The organism is Salmonella sp. SJTUF15581 (genome assembly GCF_043356775.1).
Taxonomy (GTDB): Bacteria; Pseudomonadota; Gammaproteobacteria; order Enterobacterales; family Enterobacteriaceae; genus Salmonella; species Salmonella enterica.
The window spans coordinates 354,384-372,956 of sequence record NZ_JBEUJY010000002.1 but is presented as its reverse complement, the minus strand read 5'-3'; the positions used below and the strand labels follow the sequence as shown (position 1 = coordinate 372,956).

Annotated in this window: 22 protein-coding genes; 9 read left to right on the top strand and 13 right to left on the bottom strand. The window is 53.0% G+C overall.

The features are described from left to right. Positions 1–122: 122 nt before the first annotated feature. On the top strand, positions 123–1,130 hold the full coding sequence (locus tag ABVN36_RS05275; protein ID WP_023138752.1) for a DUF1202 domain-containing protein: 1,008 nt from the start codon (positions 123–125) through the stop codon (positions 1,128–1,130). A 91-nt stretch (positions 1,131–1,221) separates the two neighbouring features. Here ABVN36_RS05275 and hemW read toward each other — a convergent pair whose 3' ends face one another. The 5 genes from hemW to ABVN36_RS05250 are packed head-to-tail and all read right to left on the bottom strand — an operon-like array spanning position 1,222 to position 4,528. Further along, positions 1,222–2,358, bottom strand: coding sequence for a radical SAM family heme chaperone HemW (gene hemW / locus ABVN36_RS05270; protein WP_023138753.1), 1,137 nt, complete (start codon positions 2,356–2,358; stop codon positions 1,222–1,224). After that, positions 2,351–2,944, bottom strand: coding sequence for an XTP/dITP diphosphatase (locus tag ABVN36_RS05265; protein ID WP_001174769.1), 594 nt, complete (start codon positions 2,942–2,944; stop codon positions 2,351–2,353). The genes hemW and ABVN36_RS05265 overlap by 8 nt, the downstream gene beginning before the upstream one ends. Before the next feature lie 7 nt (positions 2,945–2,951). Beyond that, the gene (gene yggU, locus ABVN36_RS05260) at positions 2,952–3,242 is read right to left on the bottom strand and encodes a DUF167 family protein YggU (protein ID WP_001277205.1); all 291 of its coding nucleotides are present in this window, start codon (positions 3,240–3,242) and stop codon (positions 2,952–2,954) included. Then, positions 3,239–3,805: a YggT family protein gene (locus tag ABVN36_RS05255; protein ID WP_001094848.1), complete on the bottom strand. Its 567-nt coding sequence runs from the start codon at positions 3,803–3,805 to the stop codon at positions 3,239–3,241. Before ABVN36_RS05255 ends, yggU begins: the two co-directional genes overlap by 4 nt. 18 nt (positions 3,806–3,823) lie before the next feature. Continuing rightward, on the bottom strand, positions 3,824–4,528 hold the full coding sequence (locus ABVN36_RS05250; RefSeq protein ID WP_000997790.1) for a YggS family pyridoxal phosphate-dependent enzyme: 705 nt from the start codon (positions 4,526–4,528) through the stop codon (positions 3,824–3,826). Positions 4,529–4,545: 17 nt separating this feature from the next. On the opposite strand from ABVN36_RS05250, the gene ABVN36_RS05245 reads away from it, so the two are divergent. Continuing rightward, positions 4,546–5,526, top strand: a complete 981-nt coding sequence (locus ABVN36_RS05245; RefSeq protein WP_020899201.1) for a type IV pilus twitching motility protein PilT — start codon at positions 4,546–4,548, stop codon at positions 5,524–5,526. 129 nt (positions 5,527–5,655) lie between these two features. Next, positions 5,656–6,342 (top strand): IclR family transcriptional regulator, encoded by a 687-nt coding sequence (locus ABVN36_RS05240; RefSeq protein WP_000098329.1) that lies wholly within the window; start codon positions 5,656–5,658, stop codon positions 6,340–6,342. A gap of 46 nt (positions 6,343–6,388) precedes the next feature. Here ABVN36_RS05240 and ruvX read toward each other — a convergent pair whose 3' ends face one another. From ruvX to metK, 8 genes are all read right to left on the bottom strand, one after another. Then, positions 6,389–6,805, bottom strand: a complete 417-nt coding sequence (gene ruvX / locus ABVN36_RS05235) for a Holliday junction resolvase RuvX (protein ID WP_001285490.1) — start codon at positions 6,803–6,805, stop codon at positions 6,389–6,391. Continuing rightward, positions 6,805–7,368: a YqgE/AlgH family protein gene (locus tag ABVN36_RS05230; RefSeq protein WP_001053167.1), complete on the bottom strand. Its 564-nt coding sequence runs from the start codon at positions 7,366–7,368 to the stop codon at positions 6,805–6,807. Before ABVN36_RS05230 ends, ruvX begins: the two co-directional genes overlap by 1 nt. A 215-nt stretch (positions 7,369–7,583) precedes the next feature. After that, positions 7,584–8,531, bottom strand: coding sequence for a glutathione synthase (gshB, locus tag ABVN36_RS05225; protein WP_000593248.1), 948 nt, complete (start codon positions 8,529–8,531; stop codon positions 7,584–7,586). Positions 8,532–8,550: 19 nt separating this feature from the next. Then, positions 8,551–9,282 carry a 16S rRNA (uracil(1498)-N(3))-methyltransferase gene (rsmE, locus tag ABVN36_RS05220; protein WP_001222488.1) on the bottom strand — a complete coding sequence of 244 codons (732 nt, stop codon included), beginning with the start codon at positions 9,280–9,282 and terminating at the stop codon, positions 8,551–8,553. A 76-nt stretch (positions 9,283–9,358) separates the two neighbouring features. Next, on the bottom strand, positions 9,359–10,066 hold the full coding sequence (gene endA / locus ABVN36_RS05215; protein WP_000286124.1) for a deoxyribonuclease I: 708 nt from the start codon (positions 10,064–10,066) through the stop codon (positions 9,359–9,361). Positions 10,067–10,160: 94 nt separating this feature from the next. After that, positions 10,161–10,658, bottom strand: a complete 498-nt coding sequence (locus ABVN36_RS05210; protein WP_000856775.1) for a SprT family zinc-dependent metalloprotease — start codon at positions 10,656–10,658, stop codon at positions 10,161–10,163. 78 nt (positions 10,659–10,736) lie between these two features. Then, positions 10,737–12,131 carry a galactose/proton symporter gene (galP, locus tag ABVN36_RS05205; protein ID WP_001113171.1) on the bottom strand — a complete coding sequence of 465 codons (1,395 nt, stop codon included), beginning with the start codon at positions 12,129–12,131 and terminating at the stop codon, positions 10,737–10,739. A gap of 492 nt (positions 12,132–12,623) precedes the next feature. Continuing rightward, complete coding sequence (gene metK / locus ABVN36_RS05200; RefSeq protein WP_001062140.1) at positions 12,624–13,778, bottom strand: methionine adenosyltransferase; 1,155 nt, start codon at positions 13,776–13,778, stop codon at positions 12,624–12,626. A gap of 55 nt (positions 13,779–13,833) precedes the next feature. Here metK and ABVN36_RS05195 point away from each other — a divergent pair, with 55 nt between their 5' ends. From ABVN36_RS05195 to ABVN36_RS05170, 6 genes are all read left to right on the top strand, one after another. Continuing rightward, positions 13,834–14,133, top strand: a complete 300-nt coding sequence (locus ABVN36_RS05195; RefSeq protein ID WP_001543499.1) for a hypothetical protein — start codon at positions 13,834–13,836, stop codon at positions 14,131–14,133. Positions 14,134–14,192: 59 nt separating this feature from the next. Then, the gene (locus tag ABVN36_RS05190) at positions 14,193–14,342 is read left to right on the top strand and encodes a hypothetical protein (RefSeq protein WP_001751809.1); all 150 of its coding nucleotides are present in this window, start codon (positions 14,193–14,195) and stop codon (positions 14,340–14,342) included. An 85-nt stretch (positions 14,343–14,427) separates the two neighbouring features. Next, positions 14,428–14,559, top strand: a complete 132-nt coding sequence (gene yqgB, locus ABVN36_RS05185; protein ID WP_000729109.1) for an acid stress response protein YqgB — start codon at positions 14,428–14,430, stop codon at positions 14,557–14,559. 8 nt (positions 14,560–14,567) lie between these two features. After that, the gene (gene speA / locus ABVN36_RS05180; RefSeq protein WP_001278580.1) at positions 14,568–16,544 is read left to right on the top strand and encodes a biosynthetic arginine decarboxylase; all 1,977 of its coding nucleotides are present in this window, start codon (positions 14,568–14,570) and stop codon (positions 16,542–16,544) included. 137 nt (positions 16,545–16,681) lie between these two features. Continuing rightward, positions 16,682–17,413 (top strand): hypothetical protein, encoded by a 732-nt coding sequence (locus ABVN36_RS05175; protein WP_077908636.1) that lies wholly within the window; start codon positions 16,682–16,684, stop codon positions 17,411–17,413. A gap of 153 nt (positions 17,414–17,566) precedes the next feature. Then, a complete protein-coding gene (locus tag ABVN36_RS05170) occupies positions 17,567–18,367 on the top strand; it encodes a FadR/GntR family transcriptional regulator (protein WP_001576357.1) in 801 nt (266 codons plus the stop codon). Positions 18,368–18,573: the final 206 nt, after the last annotated feature.

Here is an 18,573-nt window from a genome sequence, read left to right as displayed (position 1 = left end):
CCGGTCGGAAGGCCGGGGCCATCTTTGGAAGACCTCTCGCACAACCAACACTATTATCTTGCTAATTATCATCCTGGTTATGATAATCGTGGGCGTCATGTCTCTGGACGGGAGGTCCACAAGTGGTTCGACAATGGATTGCTGGCGCAGCGCTGTTTGCCCTGATTTCAGGCTATAGTTGGGCAGAGGTTGCTCAACCCTCCGATAACATCTTAAAAGAACAGTTTAGTAAGCAGTACCACGGCATACTTAAACTGGATTCCATTACCTTAAAAAATCTTGATTCGACGGGCAATCAGGCCACCTGGTCTGCCGAAGGGGATATTTCTTCCCGTGAAGATATGTATACCGGCGTTGGTATGGCGGCGGATTATTATTTTGTTGAAAAAACCTGGACCAAAGATCGTCCCGTTAAATTTTCTGCCATGTTAACCAGTAAAGGGACGCCAGCCTCTGGCTGGACGGTGAACTATTACTCATTACAAATGGCAGCCAGCGATCAGGGCCGGGCTATTGACGACATTAAAACGAATGATAAATACCTGATCGTCAACAGTGATGACTTTAACTATCGGTTTGGCAACATTGAAGCCTCCTGGCGTGCGCAGAAAGCGTCGATCCCCGGTCTTGAAGAACAACTCTCTGCCCTGGATAAGAAAATAGCGGTAGCTAAAAAAGAAGCGGACGCGTATTGGGGAAAAGGCGCTGATGGGAAACCGTTGACCCGCGCCGAGGCGTTTAAAAAGACGTTAAAAGAGCGCGATGATTATGTAAAAGCCAACGATAGCAGCGTATATGCCGAGAAATACGAAAAAGAGGTCTATCAACCGGCTTTAGACGCGTGTCGTAAGCAGAGTGAGCCGTGCAATGAAGCGGCTATTCAGCAGAAAAGAGATTTAGACATACACGAGCAACGGCGGCAGGTATTTTTGAAATCAGAAGAGCTGCGTCGAAAAGCGCAGAATGACTGGATAACGTTAGAGAAAGGACAATATCCGCTGAATATAGCGGTACAGAAACTTCAGATGCAACAGAGTGATATCCGTGTGAAAATTATGCATATTAATGACGGTTACGAGCGCTGGAAAAAAGATACGGACGATTTGCGTCGTAAAGGGGTTATTAAATAATGCGCTTGCCGGCGGCGCATTAACCGCCACAGGTCGGTAAGCGTCGCGCTATCAGGTATTTTACCCGCTGGCGCGACAGGCTTATTCCTTGTTATTCCGCGAGAAACAACTCAAGAAGAGAGTTTAAAAACAGTTTACCGTGCCGGGTAATCTGCCAGTATTGCTCGCATTCGGTCAGATAGCCCTGGGCAATAGCCTCGTCGATTGGCTGACGAATAACCGCTTCCGTAAGCCCGGTATAGTCGACAAATTCGGCGCGAGGCGCGCGCTCCAGCAACCGAAAACGATTCATAAAGAACTCAAAGGGTTTATCGTCATCACTCACGTCACGCTGGCTTTCCAGGTAACGTCCCTGCATATAACCGCGTGGGTGACGGGTTTTGGTGGTGCGCAGGATCCTGCCGCCCGGGAAGGTGACTTTACCGTGGGCGCCGCAGCCAATACCCAGATAGTCGCCAAAGCGCCAGTAGTTCAGATTATGCTGGCACTGATAACCGGGTTTGGCATAGGCCGACGTTTCGTATTGCTGATAGCCCGCGGCGGTTAATAACTGGTGGCCCTGCTCAAAGATATCCCACAGAGCGTCATCGTCCGGTAAAACCGGCGGACGCGAACCGAACAGAGTGTTGGGTTCAATCGTCAATTGATACCATGAGAGATGCGGCGGATTAAGCGCAATCGCCTGTCGCAAATCATTCAGCGCCTCTTCCAGCGTTTGATCCGGCAATCCATGCATCAAGTCGAGGTTAAAGCTGCGTAGCCCAAGCCCATTTGCCAGTATTGCTGCCCGCATCGCCTCTTGTGGACCGTGAATACGGCCAAGACGTTTCAGCTTAGGCTCACTAAAGCTCTGCACGCCAATGGAGATCCGGTTTACGCCGGCGCGCTGATAGTCGATGAAGCGGTCGGCTTCGACCGTGCCGGGGTTCGCTTCCATGGTAATTTCCGCATCCGCCGCCAGATTCAGGCGCGCACGCACGCCGTCCAGCAGCGTTTGCATCGCCGGCCCGGAAAGCAGGCTTGGCGTACCGCCGCCAATAAAAATGGTCTTTACTTCACGCCCTTGCGCCCAGGCGACATCGGCGTCCAGATCGTTTAACAGATGCTGGACGTAGTCGTCATGCGGCACCTCGCCCTTCAACGCATGGGAATTGAAGTCGCAATATGGACATTTTTGTACACACCAGGGAATATGAATATAAAGACTGAGCGGCGGTAGTTTAGCCATTGCGTAACGCATCCAGCAGCAGCTTGAGCGCTTGTCCACGATGGGAAATCGCGCTTTTTTCTTCACGGGTCAGTTCTGCGGCGGTTTTGCCTTCAGACGGTACGAAGAAAATGGGATCATAGCCAAATCCGCCATTTCCGGCCGCCTGGCGAGTAATGACGCCAGGCCAGCTACCGTGACAGACTATCGGTGTGGGATCTTCGGCATGACGCAAATAAACCAGCACACAATGGAATCGCGCCTGGCGTTTGTCGTCCGGAACATCTCGTAGAGTATGCAGCAGTTTTTCCAGATTTTGCTGATCTGTCGCGTTTTCGCCAGAATAGCGCGCGGAATAGATACCCGGCGCGCCGCCTAAAACGTCAACGGCCAGACCGGAGTCATCGGCAATGGCGGGCAGACCGGTCATTTTAGCGGCATGGCGCGCTTTGAGAATCGCGTTTTCAATAAACGTCAGGCCGGTTTCTTCCGCGGAATCGACGCCCAGTTCCGTTTGCGCTACCACATCAAGCCCAAAATCGCTTAACAGCGACGCGAGCTCGCGCACTTTACCGGCGTTGCCGGTTGCGAGAACAACTTTTTGCATGGAATACCTACTCAGTTAACGCCGCAATTTCCGGCGGGATCTGTTGCGGGTGAATAATTTTTACCTGTTTGTGACGGCCCAGCTCGCCTTTTTCGATGACGATCTGACTTTTCGCCACGCGAAACTGTTTACCGAGAAACTTGGTCAGATGGCTGTTTGCCTGACCATCAACCGGCGGGGCGGTAATGGCGACTTTCACCTCGTCGCCATGTAAGCCCACAATACTGTCACGGCTGGCTTTCGGCTGAATATAAAGCCGTAACACCAGACCGTCTTCGCAGCGAGTCACAGCACTCATAGCGCCATCCACAGCCCCGGCAGCAACATGTTGCCTGTCGCTTGTAAGACTTCAGCGATCCCCATATTAACGACATACAGCAGCAGCACCAGAACCATCGGCGAGAAGTCGATGCCGCCCATCGCAGGCAGTATACGGCGAATCGGGCTGAGCAGCGGCTCGGCAAGCTGAATCAATACATATTCAATTGGGCTACGACCCTGGCTCACCCAGCTCATGATAGCCATGACCAGCAGCACCCAGAAGATCAGCAGGCCGATTGTTTTAAGCAAGATAAGCACTGCGGCAATCCAGATAATCGCCTGAAACGTAATGACCTTAAACAGCACTATCGCCTTAATAACGCTAAGAATAAACGCCACCAGCAGGGAAGCGCTGTCAATCGGCCCCATTGGCGGGATAATACGACGCAGCGGTCCGATGATGGGCTGCGTAATTTTCACCACGAACTGGGAGAAAGGGTTGTAAAAGTCACAGCGGGCCCACTGCATCCACACGCGCAATAATAGCACCATGGTATACAGCTCAATTACCGTTGAGAGCAGGAAGGTCAACGTATTCATGGCGTTCCTCAGTTTTCCTTAATTTTTTGTGTAATCACGAGCACCAAAGATAGCGGTGCCGATGCGCACCATTGTGCTACCTGCCGCAATCGCGGCTTCCATATCGTCGCTCATACCCAGAGATAGGGTATCAACGTCAGGGTAGCGCGCTTTCAGCCCGGCAAATGCTACAGCCATTTGACGTGCGACTTCAAACTGCCTTACATAATCTGACTCTGGCGCCGGGATCGCCATCAGTCCGCGAAGCCGCAGACGCGGCAGTGTAGCCACCGCAGCGGCCAGCTCATCCAGTTCCGCCAGCGGAATGCCTGATTTGCTGTTTTCATCGCTGATATTAATTTGGATCAGAACATTTAGCGCTGGCAGATTATCCGGACGCTGTTCGCTCAGGCGCGAGGCGATACGCAGGCGATCGATGGTATGACACCAGTCAAAATGCTCGGCCACCAGCCGACTTTTGTTGGACTGTAAAGGGCCTATAAAGTGCCAGTGCAGGCCTTCCACTTTCGCTTCCTGAAAGTGGCGGATTTTTTCCACCCCCTCTTGTACATAATTTTCACCAAATGCCCGTTGTCCGGCGGCAATGGCTTCTGCGATGTCGCTCGCAGGTTTGGTTTTACTCACTGCAAGCAACGTAACTTCTTCTGAAGAGCGGCCGCAACGCGTCGCCGCGGCGGAGATTTTGTCCCGGATGTGTGCCAGGTTATGCGCGATATCGTTCATTTTCCGAGGATGTTTATATGAATATGGAAGAAATTGTGACGCTTAGTGTAAAGCATAACGTCTCGGATCTACACCTGTGTAACGCCTGGCCTGCGCGATGGCGCAAACAAGGACGCATGGAGATCGCGCCTTTTACCGCGCCTGATGTCGACAGGCTTCTGCTTGATTGGCTTAATGACGCGCAGCAATATCAGTGGCGAACGCACGGCCAGCTTGATTTCGCCGTCTCGCTGTCTGGCACGCGGCGCCTGCGCGCCAGTGCGTTCACACATCAACAGGGAACGTCGCTGGCGCTACGGCTATTGCCCGAGCGCTGTCCTGATCTGGCGGAAATCCAGACGCCGCCGATAGTACCCGCACTGCTTGCCAGCGAGAACGGACTGATTCTGGTCACTGGCGCTACTGGCTGCGGGAAGTCCACTACGCTGGCGGCGATGGTGGGACATCTTAATCAACATGCCGATAAACACATCCTGACGCTGGAAGATCCTATTGAGTACCGTTACACCAGCAAGCGTTGCCTGATACAGCAGCGGGAAATCGGCCAGCATTGCGCCACTTTTGCCGCCGGGCTGCGCGCGGCGTTACGTGAAGATCCTGATGTCATTTTGCTGGGAGAGCTGCGTGACAGCGAGACCATTCGCCTGTCGCTGACGGCGGCGGAAACGGGGCATCTGGTACTGGCAACCCTGCATACTCGCGGTGCGGCGCAGGCGGTGGAAAGATTAGTGGATAGTTTTCCGGCGCAGGAAAAAGAACCGGTACGCAGCCAACTGGCGGGTAGTCTGCGCGCCGTACTATCACAAAAACTGGAGGTCGACAGACAGGATGGGCGCGTGGCGTTGTTTGAATTACTGATTAATACGCCAGCCACAGGGAATTTGATCCGTGAAGGCAAACTCCATCAGTTGGCCCACGTGATACAAACCGGGCAGCAGCAGGGGATGATGACATTCGCCCAGAGCGCGCAATGGCGTCAGGCGCAGGGACGGCTGTAGCGAAGATGACGGCGTAGGGGGGGGAAAGTGTTGACTGGCGCGGTGGATTGAACGGCATGCAGGCTTGTATCCTGGCGAACCGGCGTTAAAATCGCAGCTTTGTTAAAACCACAGCGAAGCCATTTAACGATGTCATCACAACCGAATCAAAGCCTGATAGATGGCATTCGCTGTCTGCAATATCTGGTCTCCAGCGACCGTGCTATCGGATGTCGCGAGCTTGCCCGGCTGATGGATATTAATACCACGCGCGTTAATCGCCTGTTAATGACGATGGCCTCTATTGGACTCACGATGCAGGATGAGCACCGACGCTATTTACCCGGGCCAGGCATTCATGCTTTGGCGGCGCAGGCGATTCGCGGTTCAGCGCTGTTCTCCCATGCGTTGCCTATCCTTGAGCGCCATGCGCCCAAAGACATCGTGGTGGCATTAGGCGTGCTATGGGAAGACCAGATTATCTATATTTATCACTCTACGCCGGGTTCGCAGGGAAGTCAGGCGCTGGCGGGGTTTCGCATGTACCCTGCCTGGCAGTCGGTACCTGGGGTGGCGTTACTGGCGGCAGAAAGCGATGAGGCGCTAATGCAGCGTTTTACTCCGGAGCAATGGCGTAATCTGGCGCCGCATGTGGCGCAGCAGCGCCAGCGGGGATACGTGCTGTGGCATCACGCTGATGGTGAAGTTTCTATGGCGCAACCGCTAGGCAAGCACGCCGCAGCGCTGGCCTTTGCGGGAATGTGGCGGATTGATGAGGCGGAGGCGGCTGCGCGTTTACAGGCGCTGAAGGCACTAAACCAGCTTATTGCCCAGTAAGCCTGGCAACCGTGACCGCGTTACCCGCCTGCTGACAAAAACGGCTTTAATACCCCTGTTCAAAATAGCTTTCGAGGATAATCACGGCGGAGGCCGAGTCCACTTTGCCTTTGTTCAGCGCGCGATACCCACCTCGTTCAAACAGACCGGAGCGTGCTTCAACGGTGCTGAGTCGTTCATCGTGCAGCGTGACAGTTACCCCGAAGCGCCCATGAATACGGTTGGCGAATTTACGGGCGCGCGCCGTCAGCGGTTGTTCAGTGCCATCCATATTGAGCGGTAGCCCGACAATAATTTCGTCCGGCTGCCACTCTTTCAGCAAACGTTCAATGAGCATCCAGTCGGGCGTGCCGTCCTGTGCTTTGATTGCCGGAAGCGGACGGGCGGTGCCGGTAATGCGTTGTCCTATTGCAACGCCGATGCTTTTTGTGCCGAAGTCAAAGGCCAGTAAGGTGTCGCTCATCAGGCGTGCCCCGCAACGCCAGGCATGGTCAGAATATCAATGCCAATAAGTTTTGCCGCTTCGCGCCAGCGCTCGGCAATGGGTGTTTTGAACAAAATATTGAGATCGGCGGGCGCGGTAAGCCAGGCGTTATCAAGCAACTCTTGTTCAAGCTGGCCTTTATCCCAGGAGGCGTAGCCCAGCGCGACCAGCACATCGGAAGGCTGTTGTTGGGTACCTAACGTTTCCAGCACATCGCGGGAGGTGGTAATCACGGTATTGTCTGAGATACGAATGCTGGAGGCGAAACGTGACGGCGGAGTATGGAGAATAAATCCGCGATCTTCCGCCAGCGGGCCGCCGAGCATCACGGCTTTATCAAGACGAATTGCCGAATCGCGCGGTTCCGGCGTAATTTTTAGTTTTTCCAGAATCCCTTCAATTTGCAGATTTTCCAAAGGCTTATTAATAATAATCCCCATAGCGCCGTCCTGGTTGTGCTCGCAAATATACACTACGGAACGGCGGAAAATCGGGTCCTGGAGCGCAGGCATGGCAATAAGAAAGTGATGCTGTAAATTCATTGTCAGAGGTTCTGTTTCCTGGTTCAAAAAAACGACAGCGTTCAGTATGTGGGGAAAGCGGACGGTTGTCACTCATATAAGCCGTCTTTTGCCAAAGGACGGCGGCCTTATCGGGCAATAGACTGCCGGATGGCGATGCTGACGCGCCGCCTTATCCGACCGGGGCGGCGTGATTGCTCAGGCCCGGTAAGCGCACGCCACCGGGCAATAAACGTTTACTTCGCCAGACGCGCTTCGATGGCGTCCATCAACATCCCGGTGATAGAGATCGGGTATTCCGCTTCGATTTCACGCACGCAGGTTGGGCTGGTCACGTTAATTTCCGTTAAGCGGTCGCCGATAATATCCAGACCGACGAAAATAAGCCCTTTGGCTTTAAGCGTCGGCCCAACGCGGCGGGCGATTTCCCAGTCGCTTTCGCTCAACGGACGGGGTTCGCCGCGACCACCAGCCGCCAGGTTGCCGCGGGTTTCGCCGCCCTGCGGAATACGCGCCAGGCAGTAAGGCACCGGCTCGCCGTCGACGACCAGTACGCGCTTATCGCCATCTTTGATCGCGGGCAAATAGTTCTGCGCCATGCAGTAGCGGTTGCCCAGTTCGGTCAGCGTTTCGGCAATAACGCCTATGTTAGGATCGCCTTCCTTAACGCGGAAAATGGACGCGCCGCCCATACCGTCCAGCGGTTTCATAATGATATCGCCGTGCTTTTCCCAAAACGCTTTGAGCTGCGCTTTATTGCGCGTTACCAGCGTTTCCGGCGTCAGGTCGGCAAACCAGGCAGTATACAGTTTTTCATTACAGTCGCGCAGGCTTTGCGGTTTGTTGACGATCAGCGTCCCTTCCTCTTCAGCGCGTTCCAGAATATAGGTCGCATAAATAAACTCGGTATCAAACGGCGGATCTTTACGCATCAGGATAACGTCGAGGTCGGCGAGTTTAATCTCCTGCTCGCTGCCGAACTCGTACCATTTATCGTAATTTTGCTCCACGCTCAACGTTCGCGTGCGGGCGCGGGCTTCGCCGTTAATCAGATAAAGGTCGGCCATCTCCATATAATGAAGTTCATAACCACGACGTTGGGCCTCCAGCAGCATAGCGAAACTGGTGTCTTTCTTGATGTTGATGTGTGCGATGGGGTCCATCACGATGCCGAGCTTGATCATTATTTTCTCCGTTAACGCTTCATCCTAAGTCGCCAAAACGCACCTGTAGCGCGGTAATGGCGGTGAGCGCGGTTGTCTCAGTACGCAGAACGCGAGGTCCTAACAGAATATCAGTAAACTGATAGCGCGCGGTCATCGCGATTTCGTCCGCCGACAGCCCGCCTTCCGGGCCGATCAGCAGTCGGACGCGTTCAACCGGCAGCGGCAGAGTGTTGATGCTGGCATGGGCGCGCGGATGAAGATTGAGCTTCAGCCCGGAATCTTGCTCGGCGCACCAGGCTTCCAGCGCCATCGGCGGGCGAATTTCCGGCACCCGGTTACGCCCGCATTGTTCGCAGGCGGCGATGGCGATCTTTTGCCACTGCTGGCGCTTTTTGTTCAGACGTTCATTATCCAGTTTAACGCCGCAGCGCTCAGAGAACAGTGGCGTAATGAGGCTTACACCTAGTTCGATCGATTTCTGGATAGTAAATTCCATTTTTTCACCGCGCGACATCACCTGGCCCAGATGGATATGTAGCGGCGATTCACGATCGTCGATTTCGCCTTTCATCACTTGCACTTCAACGCTTTTCTTACTGGCGCTAATGATTTCAGCATCGAATACCTGATTGCTGCCGTCAAACAGCTGTAACGCTTGTCCCGGTCCCATGCGCAGTACACGACCAATATGGTTGGCCGCATCTTCGCATAACGAAATCTGCGTACCGGACGTCAACAATTCAGGGTGATAAATGCGGGGAATACGCATAATAAAAAAATCCGCGTCATGGCCCCGGCGTTTGGCTATCCAGGGCATGGGTTAACAAGAATCCCGCTAGTGTAGGTTAGCTCTTTCGCGCCTGGCAAGCGCGTTGCACATAGGGATTATGATTACCCTGGACCTTCGCGATACGCGCATCGCGCTCGCACTCCCAGGCGGTAACGGGGTACTGCTTATCCCAGACGTTAAAAAGCTGCGTTTGTTGGCGGGAAAGTTTCAGTTGGTATTGGTCGCGCATATAAAAATAAGTGCGGGCGATTGCGCCACGGGCGCGGGCGGGCGGCTCGGCGAGCTTCGCTTTGAAATCCACTTTCATGGCGCACTGCCCGTACTGACCTTCGCCGCCGTTCCACTGGCTATACATAAAGTTGCCGCGATCGCCATTCACTTCGCCAATCGCGGGTTGCAGGTTATGCATATCGCTTTCCATTTTGCGGTAGACCGGGTCTTTAGCGCAGTTTTTTCGCCCGCCGTCCTGCCAGCACTGGCGCTGATGACCGAATTGCCAGGCGGGGACAACGTGCTCCCACTCAATGCGTCTGGCGCGATTCTCGTTTTTACGCACCTTATAGCCGCAGGACTCCAGGTCTACGACGCCTTTTTTACCCTGCCAGCGGATTTGGCACCCGCAGTAAAAGCTGCCGGGCGCGTCAGCATTGACTTTGACGCTCGCCGCTTTGGCCTGAGAAAAATTGTTAATGCCATCGGCCAGGGCCTGGCCTGAAAACGCTGCGGCCAGCAACGCAGCGGCAAAAGAAAAATTACGGTACATTGCACACTCCATAGCAAAACGAGCCCGCAACGTAACGAAAGTTGTGTCTGTATGCAATCAGTCCGCTCAGGAAAGTTCCCGGACGTTTCGGGAACTACCCGGCGACCAGTGGTTCACCGCAGTGAACGCAACGATAAACCGCTTCGCCGCGTACTACGCGGTTATGACGGCGGACGGTGAGTTGATGTTGCTGGCATTGGCAATGATAGGGAAAGGTATTGCGCCGTACGGATTGCAGCGCAAATTGATGGGTACGTCTGGCCGGAACGCCCAGCACGCTTTCCATCATCCACTTCCATTCCTTGCCATGCGGAGCCTTGCGTCCGAAGTGCTTCCACACCAACAGATGCGCCAGTTCATGCGGCACGACCTCTGCAATAAAGGTGTCGATGTTTTCCAGCAGTAACACCGGGTTGAGGCGGATTTCGTAGCTCTCCAGCCAGGCGGTGCCCGCCGAGGTGCCGCGTTGCGTATACACCAGTTTCGGCTCCGGATAATGTCTATCGAGCTTGAGGTTCGCCTGGGCGAGGTTTTCCCGCAGACGGCGCATCACGGCCTGCTGGATAGCGATAGGGAGACGAGGGGTTTTCATAGCGGCAGAGAATAGTGCGACGGAAGAGGGACTGCAAGAAAAACGCTTCCCCCTGTGGCAGGAGGAAGCGTGGAGGGATTAGTCGTGGGCGCCGATTTCGCGCAGTTTACGACCTTTCATCAGGTTACGTTCAATGTGTTCCAGCGAAACGTGTTTGGTTTCCGGCACCAGCCACAGGGTCAGCAGGATAAACAGCACGTTCAGGCCAGCGTAGACCCAGAAAGTATTGGCGTTACCCAGATTGTTCAGCATGGTCAGGAACGTTGCGCCGACGATCATATTGGCGATCCAGTTGGTCGCGGTGGAGCAGGTGATGCCGAAATCGCGGCCTTTCAGCGGCTGGATTTCGGAGCACAGTACCCAAATCAGCGGACCAGCGCTCATCGCAAATCCAATGATGAACATCAGCAGCATAGCGATAGCGAAGTATTGCGCAGACGGCGAATGGATGCCGATGTGCATCATCGTACCCAGAATCCCCATACCAATCGCCATGACCAGGAAGCCCAGCGTCAGGGTCGGCTTGCGGCCCCAGCGGTCAACCAGGCCGATAGCGATGAAGGTTGCCAGCACGTTAGTCAGACCAACAATAACGGTGCCCCACATCTGCTCCGTGGTATTCGTGTACCCCGCCAGTTCGAAGATTTTCGGCGCGTAATACATGATGACGTTCATCCCGGTAAATTGCTGCATGACCTGCAACAAAATGCCAAGAAACACGGCGCGGCGGAAGTTGCTGTTCTCTTTGAACAGCGCCCAACCGCTCTGTTTAACCTGCAAACTTTCGCGAATTTCATCGAGCTCACGTTTTGCTTCCGCACTGGTGTCACGCAGGCGCAACAGGACGCGTTCAGCATCATGGAAACGGCGTTTCGCCGCAAACCAGCGCGGGCTGTCCGGCAGGAAGAAGACGCCGATCAGCAGCAGAATGGCCGGGATGATGATCACGCCGAGCATCCAGCGCCATGCGCCGCTGTAGCTGAACGCGGTATCTGACAGATAAGCGCCCAGAATCCCGATGGTGATCATGAGTTGGTACATTGAGATCATACTGCCGCGAATTTTTTCCGGCGCGATCTCGGACAGGTACAACGGTGCAGTGTAGGAAGCGACGCCGACGGCCAGACCCAGCAGCACGCGAGAAATAATCAGGACTTCAACGTTAGGCGCCGCAGCGGAGAACAGCGAACCGGCGACGAACAGGATAGCGCCGATCATCAGGCTTTTTTTACGACCCAGCTTAAAGGAGAGCCAGCCGCTGCCGACAGCGCCGACGGCCGCGCCAAACATCATGGAGCTGACCACCCATTCCTGAGTGTGTGCGGTAATCTGAAACTCGTCGGTAATGAAGGGTAAAGCACCGGCGATAACGCCGATATCCAGGCCAAAAAGTAATCCTGCCAGGGCTGCAAGAAAGCAGACAAAAAATGTCATGGCCTTGTTGGAACGCCCTTGTTTTTTATTGTCAGGCATTATGCCCTCCGGTTGGGTTAGCAATTTTATCGATGTTAAGAGTAGGTGAGTACGCCGTAAAAAGATGTGAGGCTAATCACAATGGTGTAATCGTTTACACTACTATTTATCTCGGTGATTATTTAATTATCTGAAAAATAATAGTTTTAATAATCTTATAACCATATCAATCGCCTGGTATTCAGACAAAGTTGAAAAATTATGTAATATTTTCATCGCAGAATTAGCATACCGATAGTGATGCGGTCAGTTCTTAATGAAAATGAATGTAACCGCTTTCATGATGACTGAAACTGAATGATAAAAAGTGTAGTCGAAGAAACGAAAGGGGAGAGTGGATTGTGCTGCGCATCACAAAAAGGTCAGTATAAATTCACGCTGGAATATCTGATAACGTTGCGTGTATCAGCAATGATAAAGGCCAGCAGGGCGCTGGCCTTGATAAGTACGGTATGGTTTACCTGACTGAAAAACAGCGTCAGGCGCGGGCGATTATTTCAGACCGGCAGCATCGCGCAGCAGTTGCGCTTTGTCGGTTTTTTCCCATGGGAAGTTTTCGCGACCGAAGTGGCCGTAAGCCGCAGTTTCTTTGTAGATCGGGTGCAGCAGATCCAGCATCTGAATCAAGCCGTACGGGCGCAGGTCGAAGAATTCGCGCACCAGCAGAATCAACTGTTCAGCAGGCACTTTTTCAGTACCGAACGTTTCCACCATGATGGACGTCGGCTCCGCTACGCCGATAGCGTAGGAGACCTGGATTTCACAGCGATCCGCCAGACCTGCCGCCACGATGTTTTTCGCGACATAACGCGCAGCGTAAGCTGCAGAACGGTCAACTTTAGACGGATCTTTACCGGAGAAGGCGCCGCCGCCGTGACGCGCCATACCGCCGTAGGTATCAACGATGATCTTACGACCGGTCAGACCGCAATCGCCCATCGGGCCGCCGATAACAAAACGCCCGGTTGGGTTGATAAAAAACTTAGTGGACGTATTTAACCATTCAGACGGCAGAATGGGTTTGATGATCTCTTCCATCACCGCTTCTTGCAGCGATTTTTGGTCGATATCTTCTGCGTGCTGCGTAGAGAGAACCACGGCGTCGATACCGACGATTTTGCCGTCGTCATACTGGAAAGTGACCTGGCTTTTTGCATCCGGACGCAACCATGGCAGGGTGCCATTTTTACGCACTTCAGCCTGACGCTGTACCAGACGGTGCGCGTAGGTGATTGGCGCAGGCATCAGTACGTCGGTTTCATTTGTCGCGTAGCCAAACATCAGGCCCTGGTCGCCCGCGCCTTGTTCCAGCGGGTCTGCGCGGTCAACGCCCTGGTTGATATCCGGAGACTGTTTGCCAATTGCGCTCAGTACCGCGCAAGAGTTGGCGTCAAAGCCCATGTCGGAATGCACATAGCCAATTTCGCGCACCGTATTACGGGTAATCTCTTCGATATCGACCCAGGCGCTGGTGGTGATCTCACCGCCAACTAAAACCATGCCGGTTTTAACGTAGGTTTCACAGGCGACGCGTGCTTTCGGATCCTGTTGCAGGATAGCGTCCAACACGGCATCAGAGATTTGGTCTGCGATTTTGTCAGGATGCCCTTCTGATACGGACTCAGACGTAAAAAGGTGTTTTGCCATATTTAATTTCACCTAAGGAGAATTTAGTTAGCTCAAACTGTTGTGCGGAATAGTCATGACAGAAGATTCTACCATGAGTCTGAAGGTTACTGACACTGGCAGTCTGAGTGTTAATCAGTATGGATGGATTAACATCTGGACGGCTATTTTAGGTCACTTCTTCGCCCAATTTCCAGCTTTTTTTGAAGGCCGTCGCAATGTCGGTCAAAATCAGGCGGTAAACGTTTCTGATAATGCTGACATTATGCGCATTTATGCTTTGCTTTTTTTCTGCGTTCTGGGTATAAAACGCGACGCGCGGCTCATACAAAAGCACACGACGTTTTCTTCGTGTCGCCACTTCCAGCCGGGTTAAAACGTTGCTTTGGCTTGTGGGTTCGTCTTACGAGGCGGCCGTGGAGGTGATACGAGATAATGAACCGTTGTATTCTGCTGAATCTGTCGCATCGTTCTGGTGCGCGCATGTCCCCCGCAATCTGCATCTCTGCTTTGCATACCTGCCGATGTTATACCCATCTCGGCGCTTCTCAGGATTCCAGAGCCGGCAATGGCGCTGAAGACTGAACAAGGGCGCTCTTGTTAACGCAAGAGTTTTCTCGTGGTTTCGCCGAACCGTTATCTGTGAGTTCGGTTACGTGTTTACAATGATATGAAAAAGAAACCGGTCGCGCAGGCGGAGCATCAGCGCTATCTGCTGGAAAATCCGCTTGTCTATGGGTTGTTATCGCGTCTTCGGATTGCGATAGTAGTCAACTGTTTTACACTTGCTAATAAAAATTGAGGTTCGCTATGTCTGACGACATGTCTATGGGTTCGCCTTCGTCAGCAGGCGAACAGGGTGTACTACGCTCCATGCAGGAGGTTGCAATGAGCTCCCAGGAAGCCAGCAAGATGCTGCGCACTTACAATATTGCCTGGTGGGGCAATAACTACTACGACGTCAACGAGCTGGGCCATATTAGCGTATGCCCCGATCCCGACGTACCGGAAGCGCGTGTCGATCTTGCCAAACTGGTGAAAGCGCGCGAAGCGCAAGGCCAGCGTCTGCCGGCGCTGTTCTGCTTCCCGCAGATCCTGCAACACCGTTTGCGTTCAATTAACGCGGCGTTTAAGCGTGCGCGTGAATCTTACGGTTATAACGGCGACTACTTCCTCGTTTACCCTATTAAGGTCAATCAGCATCGCCGCGTGATCGAGTCCCTTATCCATTCCGGTGAACCGTTGGGGCTGGAAGCGGGGTCGAAAGCGGAATTGATGGCGGTGCTGGCGCATGCCGGCATGACCCGTAGCGTGATCGTCTGTAATGGTTATAAAGACCGTGAATACATTCGGCTGGCGTTGATTGGCGAGAAGATGGGCCATAAGGTTTATCTGGTCATCGAAAAGATGTCTGAAATCGCGATTGTGCTGGAAGAAGCTGAGCGCCTGAACGTGGTTCCTCGTCTGGGCGTGCGTGCGCGTCTGGCCTCTCAGGGGTCCGGTAAGTGGCAATCCTCCGGCGGCGAAAAATCAAAATTCGGCCTGGCGGCGACCCAGGTGCTGCAACTGGTGGAGACCCTGCGTGACGCCGGGCGTCTGGACAGTCTGCAACTGTTGCACTTCCACCTGGGATCGCAGATGGCGAACATTCGCGATATCGCGACCGGCGTGCGCGAGTCCGCGCGTTTCTATGTTGAGCTGCATAAGCTGGGCGTTAATATCCAGTGCTTCGACGTGGGCGGCGGTCTGGGCGTGGATTATGAAGGTACCCGCTCGCAGTCCGACTGTTCGGTGAACTATGGCCTGAACGAATATGCCAATAACATCATCTGGGCGATTGGCGATGCCTGCGAAGAGCATGGTTTACCGCATCCGACGGTGATTACCGAGTCTGGCCGCGCCGTCACTGCGCACCATACGGTACTGGTCTCTAACATTATCGGCGTGGAGCGTAACGAATACACGGATCCGACTGCCCCTGCTGAAGATGCGCCGCGCGCGCTGCAAAATCTGTGGGAAACCTGGCAGGAGATGCATAAGCCTGGCACCCGCCGCTCGCTGCGTGAATGGCTGCATGATAGCCAAATGGATCTGCACGATATTCATATCGGCTACTCTTCCGGCGCGTTTAGTTTGCAGGAGCGCGCCTGGGCGGAGCAACTTTATCTCAGCATGTGCCATGAAGTGCAGAAGCAACTGGACCCGCAAAACCGTGCGCATCGCCCGATTATCGACGAACTGCAAGAGCGGATGGCGGACAAAATGTACGTCAACTTCTCGCTGTTCCAGTCGATGCCGGACGCGTGGGGAATCGATCAGCTCTTTCCGGTGCTGCCGCTGGAAGGGTTAGATCAGGTACCGGAACGTCGTGCCGTGCTGCTGGATATAACCTGTGATTCCGATGGCGCTATTGACCACTATATCGATGGCGACGGTATCGCCACGACGATGCCGATGCCGGAATACGATCCAGAGAATCCACCGATGCTCGGCTTCTTTATGGTCGGCGCCTATCAGGAGATCCTCGGTAACATGCACAACCTGTTTGGCGATACTGAAGCGGTTGACGTGTTTGTCTTCCCGGATGGTAGCGTCGAGGTTGAGCTGTCGGACGAAGGCGATACCGTTGCGGATATGCTGCAATATGTACAACTGGACCCGAAAACGCTGTTAACGCATTTCCGCGACCAGGTAAAACAGACGGATCTGGACGATGCGTTGCAGCAGCAGTTCCTTGAGGAATTTGAAGCGGGACTGTACGGTTATACTTATCTTGAAGATGAGTAATTAAGAGTATTCCGCTTGTGGGTCGATTTAATTATTTAAATCGACCCTTTTATATTTTATAAATTCTTAATTATCAGCGCGTCGCTTCTCTATGTAATTTTATGGGCCTACAATCCCCCTAATAATTAAAAAGGGGTGTGAGTATGAATAAATTTAACGCCGTCATTGTTGGCTTGTTTTTGCTGTTAGGCGGCTGTTCCAGCGGAATGCAATCTAATAATGGCTCTTCATCCGACGTCGGCACCGCCTGGGGCGGCGACGTGCATTCATCGGTACAAAGCGTTTCGGTAGAACGTGCCGATCGAGAGCCTGCCGAAATGGTGGTAATAAATTACTCCACTCAATATCCGTCAGGTTACGATAAAGTTTATAGTATACGTATCAGCGATCTTGAATATGCTGTGCGCGACGCTAATTTTAATTCGATTCCAATTACTCGTCGCTACAACGCATCAATGGGACAATGGCAATATAGTATTCCTGCAAGATCAGGGATGAACTATCAGTTATATATCCGTAATTACAGTCATGATACCAATTACGAAATCGTCGCAACGGTTGATGGCCTGGACGTGTTGAACGGAAAAGCAGGCTCGCTGAATCATCATGGCTATATTGTTAACGCCGGCGACTCACTGGCGATTAAAGGGTTTCGCAAAGATAAACACACTGAGGCGGCATTCCAGTTCGCCGACGTAGCTGACGCTTATGCGGCCCACTCCGCGCAGGGCGATGTACGCAACATCGGCGTCATCGGCTTTGCCGCTTTTGCATTGCAGGGTAAAGCAACAAATACGCTACCGCCTTGTTCCTCGCAGGCTTTCCCGGCGGACAACAACGGGTATGCGCCGCCGCCCTGCCGCAAATAAACCCGGCATCAAACGTCAAATATGCGTTATGGGAATCAGCGCCTTTCCTGCCGAGTCTGGTGGGGAAGGACTGTGTGACGCGCATAGCCGTAGGTTGCGGGAAAGAAACGACCACTCTCTGGCAGGGAAATTGTTTACCATAAACATTAGGATTTGTTTACACTACCCTCAAGTGGAGCAATTGCTGTCTACATAGGTATGTGCATGGAACAAATTTTAACCAAGCGGCGCTATTTTGATATAGGGCTGCAAATAGAAGAACTACTCTATTCAGGGGTATTTAAAGCTGGCGAGCGACTTCCGGCGGAGAGAGAACTCAGCGAGCGTTTTCAAACCAGCCGCACGACGATTCGTGAGGCGATTATTATGCTTGAGCTGAAGGGAGTGGTAGAGGTTAAGCAAGGCGCAGGCACTTACTTTATTGATAGTCTGGAGAAAATCAATCAAAAAGCGCTCTTGCCTTACTCAGACATTGGCCCCTTTGAATTGCTACAGGCCCGGCAGGTCATCGAAAGCAACATCACCGGTTTTGCCGCTACGCAGATAAGATTTAATGAACTTAAGCAGCTTAAACGTATTATTGAGCAGCAGGAAAAGCAGATTGGCGGCGACAGCGACAAATTTGAAGAACTGGATCGCCAGTTCCACAATATCATCGCGGAATCCACGCAAAATCGTGTATTAATGAAACAATCTGCCGAGCTGTGGCGGGCTGTCAGGACCGAAAATCCGCGCTGGAAGCAGTTAAACTATAAGTATTTACATAAGAAAGAGTTAAGAATGAAATGGGTGGAAGATCACCGTAGTATCTTCCTTGCATTGCAAAAACGCGATGCTGAGCAGGCCAGACAGGCTTCGTGGACCCATCTTGAAAACAGTAAAAATGAGCTGGTAAAAATCTTCCAACAGGATGATTCGCTGGAAGATTTTGATGATTTTTTCTTCGCCACCTGACGGCTATTTTCAGGCGGATGACATTTTTGTCAGCGATTAACCGGGCCTGCCGCCAAAAACAAACCCGGAGAGAGGGAATCAGGCTTCGTAAACGCTCAGCTTATCCCAGTCAAACTCTACGCCAATGCCGTAGGTGTCCGGTGCCACGGCGCGATAATTGTCGACCACCAGCGGATGTTTGGTATATTGATCGATCGGGAAACTGT

Coding starts and splice junctions, on each gene's coding strand:
- yggU (WP_001277205.1), bottom strand. CDS start 3,242: ATGAGTGCTGTGACTCGCTGCGAAGACGGTCTGGTGTTACGGCTTTAT.
- gshB (WP_000593248.1), bottom strand. CDS start 8,531: ATGATCAAGCTCGGCATCGTGATGGACCCCATCGCACACATCAACATC.
- ABVN36_RS05230 (WP_001053167.1), bottom strand. CDS start 7,368: ATGAATTTACAGCATCACTTTCTTATTGCCATGCCTGCGCTCCAGGAC.
- ABVN36_RS05195 (WP_001543499.1), top strand. CDS start 13,834: ATGACAGAAGATTCTACCATGAGTCTGAAGGTTACTGACACTGGCAGT.
- ABVN36_RS05255 (WP_001094848.1), bottom strand. CDS start 3,805: ATGAATACGTTGACCTTCCTGCTCTCAACGGTAATTGAGCTGTATACC.
- ABVN36_RS05265 (WP_001174769.1), bottom strand. CDS start 2,944: ATGCAAAAAGTTGTTCTCGCAACCGGCAACGCCGGTAAAGTGCGCGAG.
- galP (WP_001113171.1), bottom strand. CDS start 12,131: ATGCCTGACAATAAAAAACAAGGGCGTTCCAACAAGGCCATGACATTT.
- rsmE (WP_001222488.1), bottom strand. CDS start 9,282: ATGCGTATTCCCCGCATTTATCACCCTGAATTGTTGACGTCCGGTACG.
- ABVN36_RS05240 (WP_000098329.1), top strand. CDS start 5,656: ATGTCATCACAACCGAATCAAAGCCTGATAGATGGCATTCGCTGTCTG.
- yqgB (WP_000729109.1), top strand. CDS start 14,428: ATGAAAAAGAAACCGGTCGCGCAGGCGGAGCATCAGCGCTATCTGCTG.
- ABVN36_RS05250 (WP_000997790.1), bottom strand. CDS start 4,528: ATGAACGATATCGCGCATAACCTGGCACACATCCGGGACAAAATCTCC.
- endA (WP_000286124.1), bottom strand. CDS start 10,066: ATGTACCGTAATTTTTCTTTTGCCGCTGCGTTGCTGGCCGCAGCGTTT.
- speA (WP_001278580.1), top strand. CDS start 14,568: ATGTCTGACGACATGTCTATGGGTTCGCCTTCGTCAGCAGGCGAACAG.
- metK (WP_001062140.1), bottom strand. CDS start 13,778: ATGGCAAAACACCTTTTTACGTCTGAGTCCGTATCAGAAGGGCATCCT.
- ABVN36_RS05245 (WP_020899201.1), top strand. CDS start 4,546: ATGAATATGGAAGAAATTGTGACGCTTAGTGTAAAGCATAACGTCTCG.
- ABVN36_RS05190 (WP_001751809.1), top strand. CDS start 14,193: ATGAACCGTTGTATTCTGCTGAATCTGTCGCATCGTTCTGGTGCGCGC.
- ruvX (WP_001285490.1), bottom strand. CDS start 6,805: ATGAGCGACACCTTACTGGCCTTTGACTTCGGCACAAAAAGCATCGGC.
- hemW (WP_023138753.1), bottom strand. CDS start 2,358: ATGGCTAAACTACCGCCGCTCAGTCTTTATATTCATATTCCCTGGTGT.
- ABVN36_RS05210 (WP_000856775.1), bottom strand. CDS start 10,658: ATGAAAACCCCTCGTCTCCCTATCGCTATCCAGCAGGCCGTGATGCGC.